At 70.8% G+C, this 15,457-nt stretch carries 12 protein-coding genes; 3 read left to right on the forward strand and 9 right to left on the reverse strand.

What is annotated here, in order from left to right; all coding sequences use genetic code 11:
• Window positions 1–84: 84 nt before the first annotated feature.
• The 3 genes from OG734_RS11410 to OG734_RS11420 all read right to left on the reverse strand — a co-directional run bounded on the left by OG734_RS11410 (window position 85) and on the right by OG734_RS11420 (window position 4,534).
• Entirely contained in the window at window positions 85–846 is a 762-nt protein-coding gene (locus OG734_RS11410; RefSeq protein WP_330287385.1) for a GNAT family N-acetyltransferase, read from the reverse strand.
• 81 nt (window positions 847–927) lie between these two features.
• Window positions 928–2,943, reverse strand: coding sequence for an IucA/IucC family protein (locus tag OG734_RS11415; RefSeq protein ID WP_443064852.1), 2,016 nt, complete (start codon window positions 2,941–2,943; stop codon window positions 928–930).
• A gap of 76 nt (window positions 2,944–3,019) precedes the next feature.
• The gene (locus OG734_RS11420) at window positions 3,020–4,534 is read right to left on the reverse strand and encodes a diaminobutyrate--2-oxoglutarate transaminase family protein (RefSeq protein WP_330287387.1); all 1,515 of its coding nucleotides are present in this window, start codon (window positions 4,532–4,534) and stop codon (window positions 3,020–3,022) included.
• Between the two features lie 532 nt (window positions 4,535–5,066).
• On the opposite strand from OG734_RS11420, the gene OG734_RS11425 reads away from it, so the two are divergent.
• Complete coding sequence (locus tag OG734_RS11425; protein WP_330287388.1) at window positions 5,067–6,299, forward strand: trypsin-like serine peptidase; 1,233 nt, start codon at window positions 5,067–5,069, stop codon at window positions 6,297–6,299.
• 106 nt (window positions 6,300–6,405) lie between these two features.
• On the opposite strand, the gene hflX is transcribed toward OG734_RS11425, so the two are convergent.
• From hflX to miaA, 6 genes are all read right to left on the reverse strand, one after another.
• Window positions 6,406–7,902, reverse strand: coding sequence for a GTPase HflX (hflX, locus tag OG734_RS11430; RefSeq protein WP_330287389.1), 1,497 nt, complete (start codon window positions 7,900–7,902; stop codon window positions 6,406–6,408).
• 179 nt (window positions 7,903–8,081) lie between these two features.
• Window positions 8,082–9,536, reverse strand: coding sequence for a M1 family metallopeptidase (locus tag OG734_RS11435; RefSeq protein ID WP_330287390.1), 1,455 nt, complete (start codon window positions 9,534–9,536; stop codon window positions 8,082–8,084).
• Between the two features lie 69 nt (window positions 9,537–9,605).
• On the reverse strand, window positions 9,606–11,843 hold the full coding sequence (locus OG734_RS11440; RefSeq protein ID WP_330287391.1) for a RelA/SpoT family protein: 2,238 nt from the start codon (window positions 11,841–11,843) through the stop codon (window positions 9,606–9,608).
• A 296-nt stretch (window positions 11,844–12,139) separates the two neighbouring features.
• Window positions 12,140–13,009 carry a diaminopimelate epimerase gene (gene dapF / locus OG734_RS11445; protein ID WP_330287392.1) on the reverse strand — a complete coding sequence of 290 codons (870 nt, stop codon included), beginning with the start codon at window positions 13,007–13,009 and terminating at the stop codon, window positions 12,140–12,142.
• Between the two features lie 88 nt (window positions 13,010–13,097).
• Window positions 13,098–13,589, reverse strand: a complete 492-nt coding sequence (locus OG734_RS11450; RefSeq protein ID WP_330293631.1) for a hypothetical protein — start codon at window positions 13,587–13,589, stop codon at window positions 13,098–13,100.
• A gap of 108 nt (window positions 13,590–13,697) precedes the next feature.
• Complete coding sequence (miaA, locus tag OG734_RS11455; protein WP_330287393.1) at window positions 13,698–14,636, reverse strand: tRNA (adenosine(37)-N6)-dimethylallyltransferase MiaA; 939 nt, start codon at window positions 14,634–14,636, stop codon at window positions 13,698–13,700.
• Window positions 14,637–14,817: 181 nt separating this feature from the next.
• Between miaA and OG734_RS11460 the strand changes: the two genes are divergently transcribed.
• Window positions 14,818–15,093 (forward strand): hypothetical protein, encoded by a 276-nt coding sequence (locus OG734_RS11460; protein WP_330287394.1) that lies wholly within the window; start codon window positions 14,818–14,820, stop codon window positions 15,091–15,093.
• Window positions 15,094–15,116: 23 nt separating this feature from the next.
• The gene (locus tag OG734_RS11465; RefSeq protein WP_330287395.1) at window positions 15,117–15,386 is read left to right on the forward strand and encodes an antitoxin; all 270 of its coding nucleotides are present in this window, start codon (window positions 15,117–15,119) and stop codon (window positions 15,384–15,386) included.
• The last annotated feature ends 71 nt before the right edge of the window (window positions 15,387–15,457 follow it).

Consider the following 15,457-nt stretch of genomic DNA (forward strand, 5'->3'; position numbering starts at 1 on the left):
AGCGCGACCACCCTACGGGGCGGCACTGACAATCGGGTGATCAAGGCGGGAGTGCACGGTGGGATCAGGAGGGACACAGGAGGTCTACAGCACATCGCGCAGGCCCCGGTCCCGGACCATGAGGGCGGCCCGCTTGGCGGGCAGGTCGACCTCTGTGGAGAACCGGAAGCCTGCGCTCAGGAAGGCTGACACGGAGGGCGTGTTGCGCAGGTCGGGTTCCGCGACGACGCGCGCACAGGAAGGGCGGTTGTCGAGTACGAGATCGGCGACGGCTCTGAGCAGGACGCTGCCCAGTCCGCGCCCACGATCGGCGACACCGCCGAGCAGGAGATGCACTCCGGTGTCGTGGGGACGGGCGGGATAGTGCCGGGCCAGTGGGTCGAGGTCGGCGCGGTAGACCTCCCAGTAGCTCATCGGGGTGCCCTCCAGCACGCCGAGACAGGGGACGCTGTGTCCGTCACCGTCGAGCTGGGACCGCAGATGGGCCTCGGTCACGCGCTCGGTGCCGGCGAGCTCCCAGAAGGTGGCGACGGTGGGGTCGTTTATCCAGCGGCCGATCAACGGGAGATCGCGCTCGATCTGTACGGGGACGAGGTGGAACGAGCCCGCGGGCGTGAGGCTCGGCCCCCAGTCCCCGATGCGGTCGGGAAGATCGTCATCGGTTCCCGGGGCGACGGTGTCCGCCGCCCCGCTGTCGTCGGCGAACAGCGCGACGAACTCGTCTGGCAGGCGCAGCTCCAGCGTGTCCTCGCTGTCGCCGCCGGTGTGGAAATCGGCGTACCTCGGGGCGGTCGGGGCGGTTCGGGAGTCGGTACGGGCGTCGGTGCTCGCGTCGGCAGAAGGCACGGGACGCTCCTCTCAGGAGATGGGGTGTGTCGTGTTCCTCGGGGTGAAAGGGAGTTGATGCGGTCAGGGGTGCCGGAGGTGTCAGGAATGAAGGGGGTTGGCGATGGTGACGTAGACGGACTGGGTGTCGACAGGGCCGACGAGCTCGTCGAGACCGTGCAGCCGGGTGAGCAGGTTGGCCTTGCAGCGCAGGACGGGTGAGTCCAGCAGAGAGCCGGGCAGGGACGTACGAAGTCGGGCGGGACCCGAGGCGATGTCCCCGAGGAAGCGCCGGAAGGCGGCGAGCAGCAGCTGTTCGTCGGCGAGGTGCTGCGAGCCGAACGCGCCGATGAGGCCCAGTACGTTGTTGATGCCGAGGTAGTAGGCGAAGCGTTCGTCGGTGACCTCGTCGGAGACGAACGTGTCGCTCTGTTCACCGATGCCGGGCAGCCGGGCGTCGAGTTCGGCGCGCCGGGACTCGCGGAAGTAGTACCCCTGGTTGTCGCGGTAACGGCCTCCCCGGGGCCAGCCTTCGCCGTCCAGTAGGAGCAGGGTGTTCTGCTGGTGGGCCTCCAGGGCGATGCCTGCCTCGCTGTCCAGCCAGAGCACGGGCCGTACGACCTGTTCCAGGTAGCGCAGGAACCACTCGGCGGCGACGGCTCCGCGCGGGCGGCCGGTTCGTCCGGCGAGACGTGTGACGACCTCGGCCAGTCGGGACCGCAGGACCGGGCCCTCGGCTTGGTGGTCGGATGTGTCGTCCAAGTGGGTGCGAGGCCGGGGCGAGACGAGTCCCGCGATGCAGGACACGTCGTCCGCCGGGTGGAACGGGTTGTGCCGGATCACCACGTCGAGGCCGGGGACAGGGCTGCCGTCCGGGTCGTCGACGGCGAGCCAGGCCGGGTCGCGGACGATGTCGAAGGCCGGGTGCGTGGACTGCCACTGCTTGGCCAGTCCGCCGCGCAGCAGCCGGTGCACCTCGACGCCCCGGTGGAGTTCCTTGCGGAGGTTCTCGCGCCGGGAGTTGGTGATGCGCAGCCCCAGCGAGAGCTTCAGCATCGCGGGGGCGCCCGAGCGGTGGACGGTGCGTACGGAGGAGGTGGGGTGCCAGGGGGAGCCATGGGTGCAGAGGTCGCGGAGCAGACCGGCCTCGAACAGGGCCGCGATCTGTGGGCGGTGCCGGGTCTCGCGGACCTGCCAGGGGTGCAGTGGGAGGGCCGCGTAGCCGTCGGGCAGCGGCAGCGGCAGTGCGGCGCCGATCAGCTGAGCGGTGAGCTGTTCGGCGCGGATGGGGCGGCCGCGCTCGGTCCAGGCGGAGTCCGTGGCGAGTACGGAGGGTGCCACCGCCAGCCAGTGCAGCGGGAAGGAGCCGCGCAACTCCGGTGAGTAGAGCCGTGCTTCGGCCTCGGCAAGCCCTTCGCGGCTCTTGGGGGTCGGATGCAGCGGGTGGCCGAGCAGCAGCGCCTGCTCGGCGGCGAGAAAGAGGTCGGGGCCGTCGGCCGGCTGTGCACGGCGGTCGGTGATGAAGGTGGCGGTCCGGCGAACGGAGTCGGCGACCCGTGCGACCAGATCGACGGCGTCGGGGGGCAGGAGGGAGGGGACGGGAGTCGGCGGTGCCGGCGCATCGATCGCTGCTGACATGCCGTTCACGTCGGCCGTGGGCGCCGCGGTGACCGGGCCGGTATCGCTTTCGGCCGGCTTCGGGCCGTCGTACGCCTCCCTCGCGAGCAGGGTCGCGACGGTGACCGCGTCGGCGGCTGGTGCGCCTGCGGGGGCGTCGGCCAGGTGGGGGAGGCCGAAACGGTGCCAGCCGGTCGGGGACCAGTAGTGGACCGGGGCCAGCAGGGCGGTGCCGCTGGTGGGGAGGGGGATGCGGAGGGTGCCGCCGTCGGGGGCGGCGAGGTTGTTCTCCCGTACCCAGCAGCGCAACAGGTTCTCGGTGGCGGCGGCCTGGGCCGCGGTGTGGGGGTCGAGGTGTTCCAGGAGGTCGGCCGTGGCACCGCGCGACCACGCGGCTCCTGCGGCTGCTCCCTTCTGCCGGGGCACGGTTTCCCTCCCGTGCCCGGACCCTCGCGCGGAGGTGGGGTGGGAACGGCCTTCGGGTACGGGGGTGCTGTTCAAGACGGTTCCTCTTGAGGTTGTTCGAGTGCGCGTGCGGGGGTGAACCGGGTTGGTACGGTCGGGCATCGGGTCGGGGCTACCCGGCTCGCTCGGAGTGCGTGGCGTGCGGGCGGCCGGAGTCGGTGTGGCCGCGCGCCACGGCCGCCACCGCGTCGGCCAGCCGGTCGAGTACCGCGGTGGCCTGTTCGTCGCTGATGGTCAGTGGGGGCAGCAGGCGGACGACGCTCGCCTGGCGTCCACCGAGCTCGACGATCAGACCCCGTCGCAGGCACTCCCGCTGTACGGCGGCGGCCAGTTCGGGCGCGGCGGGACGCGGCCCACCGTCGGCGGGCCCGGGGAAGACGTCCGGATCGGGTTCCCGGTAGCCGTCGGCGGAGTCCGAAACGGCGTCTGCTCCCCGTTCCGTGTCCGGTTCGACCAGTTCGACCCCGATCATCAGTCCCCGGCCGCGCACATCGCCGATGATCGGGAACTCCGCTGCCAGCCGCCGGAGTTGGGAGAGCATGTGGGCGCCGAGGTTGGCCGCGCGGTCGGCGAGGCCGTGCTCGCGGACGTACGTCAGTGTGGCCGTGCCTGCGGCCATGGCGAGCTGGTTGCCGCGGAACGTTCCCGCGTGGGCGCCGGGTTCCCAGACGTCGAGGTCGTCGCGGTAGACCACGACGGCCAGCGGCAGGCTGCCTCCGATGGCCTTGGACAGCACCATCACATCGGGGGTGACCCCGCTGTGCTCCACCGCCCAGAATGTCCCGGTGCGGCCGACTCCCGTCTGGATCTCGTCGGCGATCAGCGGGATCGAGCGGGCCTCGGTGATCCGTCGCATGCGCCGCATCCAGGTGTCCGGCGCGGGAATCACCCCGCCTTCGCCCTGGACGGGTTCGAGAATCATCCCGGCGGGCAAGGGCACGCCCGACTTGGTGTCGTCGAGGACGGACTCGGTCCAGCGGGCGGCCAGTTCGGCACCCCGCACGCCACCCATCCCGAAGGGGCAGCGGTAGTCCTGGGGGAAAGGCAGCCGGGCGACGCGTACGTCGGTCGCGTGGCCGGAGGCACCGAGCGACCCTGCGGTCATGCCGTGATAGGCACCCGTGAAGGCGAGCATGCCGGTGCGGCCGGTCGCGGCGCGCACGAGCTTGAACGCGGCCTCCACCGCGTCCGTCCCGGCCGGTCCGCAGAACTGCACGCGCGCGTGGTCGGCGAGGCCGGGCGGCAGGGTGCGGAACAGTTCGGTGATGAAGGCGTCCTTGACGGGGGTCGCCAGGTCGAGGACGTGCAGCGGCGCCCCCGAGTCGAGGACCCTGCGGATCGCCTCCAGCACGACGGGGTGGTTGTGTCCGAGGGCCAGTGTGCCCGCGCCCGAGAGGCAGTCGAGGTAGCGGCGGCCGTCGGCACCCTCGATCGTCAGCCCGCGTGCCCGAACGGGGACGATCGGCAGGGCGCGCGCGTAGGTGCGTGCCGACGATTCACGCGCCGACTGACGCCGCAGAATCCCCTCGTGCGCCCCGCGCGCGCCCGCGCACACCTCGACCTCCGCGTCCCTTTCCGCCGACGCCGCCCGGGATTCCCGCGCTCCCGCGTGCTCCCCCGTCTCCATGGACTCCCGCAACCCCAATGCCCCGACTCCCCACTGCTCCGCCGCCCCGCCAACCACCAACTCGCCGATACACCCCTCCCGTTACCAACACCCGGCGCACCACGGGAGTCACGGGTCTTCTCAAGATCCTTGCCGTGACGGAGTGCTGCTGGTGCGACTCGGCCCGATGCGCACAGGCCGACACCCCCTGCACGCCAGGCGGCATCCGTGGCCTTCCCGGAGCCCTGCCGTCGATCAGCGCGCTGCTCCCGGCCGACGCGGGCGCCGGTCGAGAACCCCACGCGTCATGCGCGGCGGACAGCGCCGCCAGCTCCTCCGCGAACAGCGCGACCGCGAAACCTAACGCCCCGCAGGCACTCCAAAAACAGCCGTGACAGGACGTCCCATCGGCGCTCCGCCGCACGATCAGCAGATCAGCGCACCCGTAGCGAAACCGTTGCCGTTCCACCGGTCGCCCCCCACAGCGACCGCATAGTGTGTGATGCCGTGCGAGGACAGCACACGGTTCGACCACGCCAGGGGGAGTCACACCATGCGACCGATACGCCCACCCTTCATCGCCCGCAGAGGGAGGGGCACGCGCCGCGGAACCCCCCCCGTGCAGGCCGCCGTCGGCCTGGCCGTGGCCCTCGCACTCACCGCGACCGCCTGCGGCGCCTCCGACTCCGGGGATTCCGACGCGAGCGGACAGTCCTCCGCCTCCGCGACCGACGACGGGGCCGGAAAGATCACGATCCCGGACGGGCTCAAGGACAAGCTCAAAGAGCACGGGATCGACCTCGACAAATGGAAGAACGGCGCCTGGAAGAACTGGAACAAGGACGACTGGCTGCGCGAGGCCGAGGACTACGTCAACCCGATCATCGAGGGCCTCTGGGACACGGACCGCATGCGGGACGCCGACGATCCGGAGAAGAGCGTCGACGCGAACGACCTCTCGGGCGACCAGGGCGTCACCGACCCGACACCGCGGGCTGTGGAAGCGAAGGCCGTGCCGCCCGCCTACCACGCCAACGTGCCCGAGGCGGGCAAGGTGTTCTTCGACGCCCCCGAGGGCACGATGGTCTGCTCGGCGACCGTGGTGGCGGACCCCGCTCACCCGGGGAAGTCGAACCTCGTCTGGACGGCGGGCCACTGTGTGCACGCCGGCAAGAAGGGCGGCTGGTACCGCAACCTCGCCTTTGTGCCCTCGTACAACAACTCGGGCAGGTCGAGCGCCGAGGTGGAGAACACCCCCCGCGCGGAGATCGCTCCCTACGGCGTCTGGTGGGGTGACTGGGCTCAGACCTCGGACCAGTGGATCGAGCAGGGCGGTTCGACGGGCGGCGACGGAGCTCCGTACGACTTCGCGGTCATCCATGTGACGCCGGAGAAGGGCGGCAGCGGCAAGTCGCTGGAGGAGACGGTCGGTTCGGCCCTTCCGGTGGACTTCGCCGCGCCTGCCGTCTCGCAGGTCGGGAGCATCACGGCGACCGGCTATCCGGCGGCGGCGCCGTTCGACGGCGAGACGATGTACGAGTGCCAGGACGAGCCGGGCCGGCTGTCGATCGTCAGGTCGGACCCGACGATGTACCGGATCGGATGCACCATGACCGGCGGTTCCTCCGGCGGCGGGTGGGTCGCCACGGGCTCGGACGGCAACCCGACCCTGGTCTCCAACACCTCGATCGGCCCGGTGAGTTCGGGCTGGCTGGCGGGCCCGCGCCTGGGCAAGGTGGCCAAGGGTGTGTACGACGAGGTGAGCGGGAAGTACGCGGGGCAGTGACGCGACAGGCCCCATGCCGAAGGCATGGGGCCTGTTCAGGGGCGCGGGGAACTGCGCGACCAGCCACATCGCACCCGCAGGCGACGATGCACCTGCCCGGCGGAGCCTAGAGCGCCGCTGCCGTCGGAACGTACGGCGCCAGTTCCGCCGCCAGTTCCTCGTGCACCCGCGCCTTGAGCAGCGTGCCCTCCGCGGTGTGCTCCTCGGAGATCACCTCGCCCTCGGTGTGGGCACGGGCGACCAGCTTGCCGCGGGTGTACGGCACGAGCGCCTCGATCTCGACCGAGGGCCGGGGCAGCTCGTTGTCGATCAGCGCGAGCAGTTCGTCGATGCCCTGACCGGTGCGTGCGGAGACCGCGATCGAACGCGTCTCCATCCGCATCAGCCGCTGGAGTGTCAGCGGGTCCGCCGCGTCCGCCTTGTTGATCACGACGATCTCGGGTACGCCGGTGGCGCCGACGTCCCTGATGACCTCGCGCACGGCCGCCAGCTGCTCCTCCGGGTCCGGATGCGAACCGTCCACCACGTGCAGGATCAGGTCGGCGTCGCCGACCTCCTCCATGGTGGAGCGGAACGCCTCGACCAGGTGGTGCGGCAGGTGCCGCACAAAACCGACCGTGTCGGTCAGCGTGTGCAGCCGACCGCTCGGGGTCTCGGCCCGGCGCACGGTCGGGTCGAGGGTCGCGAACAGGGAGTTCTCGACCAGCACGCCCGCGCCGGTGAGGCGGTTGAGCAGCGAGGACTTGCCGGCGTTGGTGTAACCCGCGATGGCTACGGACGGCACCTTGTTGCGGCGGCGCTCCTGGCGCTTGATCTCGCGGCCGGTCTTCATCTCCGCGATCTCCCGGCGCATCTTCGCCATCTTCTCGCGGATCCGGCGCCGGTCCGTCTCGATCTTGGTCTCACCGGGACCACGGGTGGCGAGGCCGCCGCCCTTGCCGCCGCCCATCTGACGGGACAGCGACTGACCCCAGCCGCGGAGCCTCGGCAGCATGTACTGCATCTGCGCGAGCGCGACCTGGGCCTTGCCCTCACGGGACTTGGCGTGCTGGGCGAAGATGTCCAGGATCAGGGCCGTACGGTCGATGACCTTGACCTTGACGACGTCTTCGAGGTGGATCAGCTGGCCCGGGCTCAGCTCACCGTCGCAGATGACGGTGTCCGCGCCCGTTTCGAGGACGATGTCCCGCAGCTCGTTGGCCTTGCCGGAGCCGATGTAGGTGGCTGCGTCGGGCTTGTCGCGACGCTGGACGACGCCGTCGAGCACGAGCGCGCCCGCGGTTTCCGCCAGGGCGGCGAGCTCGGCGAGCGAGTTGTCCGCGTCCCGGATGGTCCCCGTGGTCCACACGCCGACAAGCACGACCCGCTCCAGGCGGAGCTGGCGGTACTCGACCTCGGTGACGTCCTCGAGCTCGGTGGAGAGGCCTGCCACGCGGCGCAGGGCCGCGCGCTCGGAGCGGTCGAACTGTTCGCCGTCCCGGTCTCCGTCGATGTCGTGGCTCCAGGCGACGTCCTCTTCCATCAGGGCATCGGCCCGAAGACCTTCGGGGTAGGTGTGCGCGAGGCGCTCAGTGTCCTGGGAAGGGGAAGAAGAGGAGGTCATTGGGTCCTAACGTCGATGAGGTTTCGTGTGTGGCGGCGGAGCGAGCCCCGTCACTGATCACAACGCACGAGCCGCCCGGGAGATTCCCGGAACCCGTCCCGTGAAGCCGGGGGCAGCGCCGCCGACCTGAAGATGGTCGCACGGCACGCCCCGTCTCGTCACGGTGTTATTCCGCGGCGCTATGTCGTGGGCGCGACGGACTTCCAGTCCGGGTGCCCGGGCATCGGCGGTGTCTTCTCCGCGTACAGCCACGCCTGGAAGAACGCGCCCAGGTCCCGCCCGGCGATGCCGGAGGCGAGGCGCTCGAAGTCGGCGGTGCCCGCGACACCGTCCTTGTGGAGGCCGACCCACGCCTCCTCCACCCGCTCGAACGCCGGGCGGCCGATCTCCTGGCGCAGGGCGTAGAGCGCGAGGGCGGCCCCGTCGTAGACGTTGGGGCGGAAGATGCCGATCTTCTGGCCTGGCTTGGGCGGCTTGGGGGCGGCCGGTGGTCCGCCGGCGGCCCGCCAGCGGTCGGAGGACCCGTACGCCGCCTTCATCCGGTCCACCAGCTTCCGGCCTGCCTTCTCCTCCGCGTACAGGGCCTCGTACCAGGTGGCATGTCCTTCGTTGAGCCACAGGTCGGACCAGACGCGCGGGCTGACACTGTCGCCGAACCACTGGTGGGCCAGCTCGTGCACCATGATCGAGTCGACGTACCACTCGGGGTACGCGGGCTCGGTGAACAGTCCTCTCTCGAAGAGAGAGAGTGTCTGTGTCTCCAGTTCGAAGCCGGTCGACGCCTCGGCCATGAGCAGCCCGTACGTTTCGAACGGGTAGCGGCCGACCTTGCTCTCCATCCACTCGATCTGCGCGGGCGTCTTCTTCAGCCACGGCTCCAGCAGCGCACGGTCCTTGGTGGGCACGACATCGCGCAGGGGCAGCCCGTGCGGTCCGGTGCGGTGCAGCACGGTGGAGCGGCCGATGGACACCTGCGCCAGCTCGGTGGCCATGGGGTGCTGGGTGCGGTATGTCCAGGTCGTGGCCCCGCCGACCCGGTCGACGCCTGCCGGCAGCCCGTTGGCCACCGCCGTGTATCCGTTCGGAGCGGTGACCCTGATGGTGAACATCGCCTTGTCGGAGGGGTGGTCGTTGCACGGGAACACCAGATGCGCGACATCGGCCTGGTTGGCCATCGCGAGCCCGTCGTGGGTCCGCACCCAGCCCCCGTCCCGGCCCGCCGCGGACACGGGGTCGCTGGTGTGCCGCACGGTGATCCGCGTCCAGCTCCCGGCGGGCAGCGGTGTTCGGGGCGTCACCACCAGGTCCTCGCCCGCACTGGTGAACGACGCCGGCTCACCGTCGACCTCGACCGACCCGACACTGCCGTGGGAGAAGTCGAGGTTGATCTGTTCGAGTGCGGTGGTGGTCCAGGCGTCGACGGTCGTGACGGTGGACAGCGGCTTGCTGTTGGAGCCGGAGTAGCTGAAGGCCAGGTCGTACGACGCCACGTCGTACCCGGGGTTGCCCAGGTGCGGGAATAGGCGGTCGCCGACGCCCAGGGGGGCCACTGGGGCACTCGCGGCGACGAGGCAGACGGAGACGGCGGAGGCGAGCAGCGCCGACGTGAACCGGGTGCGGGGGTTGAGCAGCATGCACCACCGCTACCAGCGCCCGCGCGCCGGAGGGCGACGACTCGCACCGAGCCCACCCGAACGGGTGCCTCAGGGAGCCGCCACGTGATGCTGCGCCCGGCTCACGTCGTACACGCCCGGCACGTTGCGCATGGCCCGCATGAGGGCCGGAAGGTGCGCCGCGTCCGGGAGTTGGAGCGTGTAGGTGTGGCGTACGCGCTGCTGGCTGGGGGGTTCGACGGTCGCCGAGACGATCGCGACGCCCTCCAGGGCGATGGCCTCGGTGAGGTCGGCCAGCAGATGGGGCCGCCCGAACGATTCGGCGACCAGGGTGACGCGGGCCTCGGTGGTGTCCCCCCAGTGCACCCCGACCTCCGCGCGCCCCGTGCTCTTCATGTGCGCCACCCCGGCGCACTCCACCCGGTGGACGGTCACCACTCCCCCGCGCACGGCGAAGCCGGTGACCTCGTCGGGCGGTACGGGCGTACAGCAACCGGCGAGCCGTACGGTCGCGCCGGGCTGGTCGACGACGGCGGTCGCGGCGGGGTCGGGGGACGCGGCATCGTCCTGGGCCGAGCGGGCGTCGACGGCCGCGCGGGCGGCCTCGGCGGTGGCCTCCTCGGCTTCCCAGGGGGCACCGAAGGTCCTCGGCGCGTCCGCCGGATCGCTGTGCACGGGGTGGGCGGCCAGCCAGCGCTGGATGGCGATCCTGGCGACGGGTGTGTGCGCGTGCTCCAGCCACTCCCTGGAGGGCTCGGAGGCCGGGTCCTGCCCCATGAGGAGCTGGACGGTGTCGCCGTCCCGCAGGACCGTGCTGAGCGTCGCCAGCCGGCCGTTGACCCGGGCGCCGATACAGGCGTGCGCGTCCTCTCCGTACTGCGCGTACGCCGCATCCACGCAACTCGCGCCCTCTGGCAGCCCCAGCGAGCCTCCGTCGGCCCGGAAGACGGTGATCTCGCGGTCCTGGGCCAGGTCCTCGCGCAGGGTGGACCAGAAGGTGTCGGGGTCGGGCGCGGCCTCCTGCCAGTCGAGGAGACGGGACAGCCAGCCGGGCCGGGTGGGGTCGATGCGCTCGCCGTCGCCGTCGAGGTCGGTCCGTGCCCGGTCAGTGTCGGTCTGCTCCTCCGAAGGAGGAGCGTAGGGATTGCCGAGCGCGATGACTCCGGCCTCGGCGGCCTTGTGCATCTGGTGGGTGCGGATGAGGACTTCGGCGACCTGACCGTCCGCACGGGCGACGGCCGTGTGCAGCGACTGGTAGAGGTTGAACTTGGGTACGGCGATGAAGTCCTTGAACTCCGAGACGACGGGCGTCATGCAGGTGTGCAGCTCGCCCAGTACGCCGTAGCAGTCGGCGTCCTCGTTGACGAGCACCAGGACCCGCCCGAAGTCGGAGCCGCGCAGCCGGCCGCGTTTGCGCGACGCCCGGTGCAGGGACACGAAGTGCCGTGGCCGGATGAGGACTTCGGCCTGGATCCCCGAGTCGCGCAGCACCACGCGTACCTCGTCGGCGATCTCGGCGAGCGGGTCGTCGGCGCGGGAGGCGTTGTCGACGATCAGCTCCCGGGTGTGCTGGTACTCCTCCGGGTGCAGGATCGCGAAGACCAGATCTTCCAGTTCGGTCTTGAGCGCCTGGACGCCGAGCCGTTCGGCGAGCGGGATGAGCACGTCCCGCGTCACCTTGGCGATGCGCTCCTGCTTCTCGGGGCGCATCACTCCCAGGGTGCGCATGTTGTGCAGCCGGTCGGCGAGTTTGATCGACATCACGCGCACGTCGTTCCCGGTGGCGACCAGCATCTTGCGGAAGGTCTCGGGCTCGGCGGCGGCGCCGTAGTCGACCTTCTCCAGCTTCGTCACGCCGTCGACGATGTAGCGGACCTCGGCGCCGAACTCCTCACCGACCTGATCCAGCGTCACATCCGTGTCCTCGACGGTGTCGTGGAGCAGAGACGCCGTCAAGGTCGTGGTCTCCGCGCCGAGTTCGGCGAGGATCAGAGTCACGGCGAGGGGGTGCGTGATGTACGGCTCGCCGCTCTTGCGCATCTGGCCGCGGTGCGAGGTCTCGGCCAGGACGTAGGCCCGGCGCAGCGGTTCCAGGTCGGCGTCGGGGTGGTGGGCTCGGTGCGCCTCGGCGACATGGCCGATGGCGTCGGGCAGCCGGTCGCGGGTCGCGGAGCCGAGGAACGCCGCTCTGCCGAGTCGGCGCAGATCGATCCGGGGGCGGGTCCGTCGGCGGGGCGACGGGGGCCCGTCCTGTTCCAGCGAGGCCGCGAGCTTGGGCGAGGACGTCACAGCACCTGGGCTCGCGGGATTCGTGGCCTCCGCACTCATGGGCACCTCCGGCTACCTGGACCGGCGGACGGGATGCCCCATGGCGGACGGCGGCTCAGGGGATGGCGTTGTTCCCCCGTCCGGGCCGGTGCTTGATGCTACCGAGCCCATCACGCGCGACTGACCACCTCTCGTCGAGCGTGAAACGGATCACCCATTCGAGCGACGGTTCGGGGGCCCGTGCATTCAAGCCACCCAGTCCGCGATCATCCCTGATTTCAATCCTGGACAGGCCCAAGGATTACGTTTCCGCATTCCATCGAACCTGCAGCCTGCGATACCCGGGCATAAACACTTCAGTTGATCGCGTTTTCCAGCCACTCCGCGTCGATCTCGCCCTCGGCGACGATCACCGCGGGCCCGGTCATCTCGATCTCGCCGTCGGCCCTCTCGGTGATCACCAGGCGCCCGCCGGGCACATCTACGGTGTACGTCACCGGGGTCCCGGTCACAGCCGGGTCGGCGCCGTCGCGCCGGGCGGTGGCCACGGCGACGGCACACGCGCCCGTGCCGCACGAGCGGGTCTCACCGGCACCGCGCTCGTGCACGCGCAGCGCGACGTGTCGCGGGCCCCGGTCGACCACGAACTCGACGTTGACCCCGTCCGGATAGACGGCTGCGGGGCTGAACGGCGGCGGGGTGAACAGGTTTCCAGCGTGCGCGAGATCGTCCACGAAGGCGACCGCGTGCGGGTTGCCCATGTTCACGTTCCGCGCGGGCCAGCTGCGCTCATCGACACGCACGGTGACCTCCCCTTCGGGGAGGAACGCCTTGCCCATACCCACGGTGACGTCGCCCTCCTTGGCGAGGTGCACGACCTTCACGCCCCCGCGCGTGGCGACCTTGAGGTCCCCTTCGGTCACGTGTCCGGCCCGCTGGAGGTAGCGCGCGAAAACCCGCACCCCGTTGCCGCACATCTCCGCGATCGAGCCGTCGCCGTTGCGGTAGTCCATGAACCACTCCGCCTCGGCCGCCATGCCCCTGGCCTCGGGGTGCGCGGCGGACCGTACGACGTGCAACAGTCCGTCACCCCCGATGCCCGCACGCCGGTCGCACAGGACGGCGACGGCGGCCGGGGGGAGGTCGATGACGTTCTCGGGGTCGGGGACGATCACGAAGTCGTTCTCGGTCCCGTGACCCTTGAGGAAGGCGATCCGCATGCTCATCCCTCGATCGTACGGGGTGGGTACGACACGGTGAGTCGCGGTTGGTTCACAGGCCGGACCAGGCGTACCAGCCCGTCCGGCGCCCGCCTCACCGCAGACGGGCCACCCGCAGAACGGCGAGCCCGATGACCACGACCACCGTCACGACGTACGCCAGCACAACCCGCCAGTCCCGCCGACGGCCCTCGTCGAGCCCCGGTGCCGTGTAGCCGACCCGGCGCGCGGCCATCATGCCCCACCCGGCGGCGCAGGAGCAGATGAGCAGCCCCAGCATGGCGATGACCGCTCCGCTGTCGCCGAAGTCGAAGGCGAGCGGGAAGGCGAACATCAGGGAGCCGAGCGCGGCCAGGACCACGATCGGGGCGAGCTGCCAGATACGCAGGCGGCGCTGCGGTCGCAGCTCGACCTCGACCTCGGGCCCGAGGAACATCTCGTCCGGTCCGGGTCCGTCGGCGGTCACGCCGCCCTGGGTCTCGTCGGGCCCGTCCGGGCTCAGACGGTCCTCGCCCTGTTCCGTTTCGCCACCGTCACCTGTGACGTGTCCCGCGCCTTGTGCGGTGTCGCGAGGGCCGGCCTCCATCGCCACGCGCCCTCCCAACTCGGACTCCACTTGGTCGATCGAAGCTCGATGATGGCACGGCGCCGGAGGCCTGGATGACGGCCTGAGCGTCCCGATGCCATGACGTGATCAGGCTGTGACCGGTCGTTCGACCAACGCCAGTGCGAGGTGCGGAAGTTCTGTGAGATCCGCCGCAGCCCCACTCAACCAGTGCACCCGGGGATCGCGCCTGAACCATGAATCCTGACGGCGCGCGAAGCGCTTGGTGGCGCGTACGGTCTCGGCACGCGCGACGTCCTCACCGCACTCCCCGGCGAGCACAGCGAGCACCTGCTGGTAGCCCAGCGCGCGCGACGCCGTGAGCCCCTCGCGCAGGCCGTGCACCTCCAGCGCGCGCACCTCGTCCACGAGCCCCGCCGCCCACATCCGGTCGACCCGGCGGGCGATGCGCTCGTCCAGCTCGGGGCGGGAGACGTCGACGCCGATCTGCACGGTGTCGTACACGGAGTCGTGGCCCGGAAGGTTGGCGGTGAAGGGCTTGCCGGTGATCTCGATGACCTCCAGGGCCCGGACGATACGGCGGCCGTTGCTGGGCAGGATCGCCTGCGCGGCCTCGGGGTCGGCGGCGGCCAGACGGGCGTGCAGGGCGCCGGAGCCGCGCAGGGCGTGCTCCTCTTCAAGGCGGGCCCTGACTTCGGGATCGGTGCCGGGGAACTCCAGGTTGTCGACGGCTCCACGGACGTACAGGCCGGAGCCGCCGACCAGGACCGGCCAGCGCCCCTCGGCGAGCAGTGCGTCGATCCGCTCGCGCGCGAGGCGCTGGTATTCGGCGACGCTCGCCGCGACGGTCACGTCCCAGATGTCCAGGAGGTGGTGCGGGATGCCGCCGCGCTCCTCGGGCGTCAACTTGGCGGTACCGATGTCCATCCCCCGGTAAAGCTGCATCGAGTCGGCGTTGACGACCTCTCCGCCGAGACGCTGAGCCAGAAAGACGCCCAGATCGGACTTTCCGGCTGCGGTGGGGCCGACGACGGCGATGACTCGGGGGGAGGGGGGTGCGCTGCTCACTGCCCCAGTCTCGCAAACCTGGGACCCCTCCTCGAACGAGCGACGTGACGCCGGGGGTCCGGGGTCGTTGCCAGTTGCGAGGTTCGCGCCGCCGAATTCGGGAGGCGGTGACGGGGGCGACGCAAACGGACGCACCGGGCGACGCGGGATTTCGCCCGCACGAGTAACGTATGGAGTGGATATGGGCGTATTTGCACGGCTTCTCGGACGGTCCAAGACTGCGGAGGAGGCGTCAACCGCTGACGAGCAGTCCGTCGCCGTGACGGACGAGCCCGCGGCGGAGGAAGCGGAAGCGGCGAAGGAGTCACCCGAGGCCGACAGCGGTGCCGAGACGGGGACCACGGCGGAGAAGACGGAAGCCGTGGCCGTACCCGCCACCGAGGCCGTCGAGATCCCCAAGCAGCAGTCCGCCGAGGAAGCCGCCGACAGCGAGGCCGGTGAGGGCGCCCGTAAGTAACTGCCCGCGAGGGAAGGTGAACCATGGGTCTGCTGGACAGTCTGAAAGCAAAGCTCGCCCCGGCCAAGGAGAAGGTCTCGGACTTCGCGCACCAGCACGAGGGCCAGATCGAGCGGGGTCTCGACAAGGCCGCGAAGGTGGTCGACGAGAAGACCAAGGGCAAGTACAGCGACAAGATCCATACGGGCACCGGCAAGGCGAAGGGCGCAGTGGACCGGCTCACGCACAAGGACGGTGACACCCCGGACGACACGTTCACGCCACCACCGGACGCGCCGCCACCGGCTTCCTGACGGGCACGAACAACTGCACGCCACATCGGCGGACGGCCGCGGAGCACACGCTCCCGGCCGTCCGCCGTATC

The organism is Streptomyces sp. NBC_00576, assembly GCF_036345175.1.
Classification (GTDB): domain Bacteria; phylum Actinomycetota; class Actinomycetes; order Streptomycetales; family Streptomycetaceae; genus Streptomyces.

Coding starts and splice junctions, on each gene's coding strand:
- OG734_RS11420 (WP_330287387.1), bottom strand. CDS start 4,534: ATGGAGACGGGGGAGCACGCGGGAGCGCGGGAATCCCGGGCGGCGTCG.
- OG734_RS11425 (WP_330287388.1), top strand. CDS start 5,067: ATGCGACCGATACGCCCACCCTTCATCGCCCGCAGAGGGAGGGGCACG.
- hflX (WP_330287389.1), bottom strand. CDS start 7,902: ATGACCTCCTCTTCTTCCCCTTCCCAGGACACTGAGCGCCTCGCGCAC.
- OG734_RS11435 (WP_330287390.1), bottom strand. CDS start 9,536: ATGCTGCTCAACCCCCGCACCCGGTTCACGTCGGCGCTGCTCGCCTCC.
- OG734_RS11440 (WP_330287391.1), bottom strand. CDS start 11,843: ATGAGTGCGGAGGCCACGAATCCCGCGAGCCCAGGTGCTGTGACGTCC.
- dapF (WP_330287392.1), bottom strand. CDS start 13,009: ATGAGCATGCGGATCGCCTTCCTCAAGGGTCACGGGACCGAGAACGAC.
- OG734_RS11450 (WP_330293631.1), bottom strand. CDS start 13,589: ATGGAGGCCGGCCCTCGCGACACCGCACAAGGCGCGGGACACGTCACA.
- OG734_RS11460 (WP_330287394.1), top strand. CDS start 14,818: ATGGGCGTATTTGCACGGCTTCTCGGACGGTCCAAGACTGCGGAGGAG.
- OG734_RS11465 (WP_330287395.1), top strand. CDS start 15,117: ATGGGTCTGCTGGACAGTCTGAAAGCAAAGCTCGCCCCGGCCAAGGAG.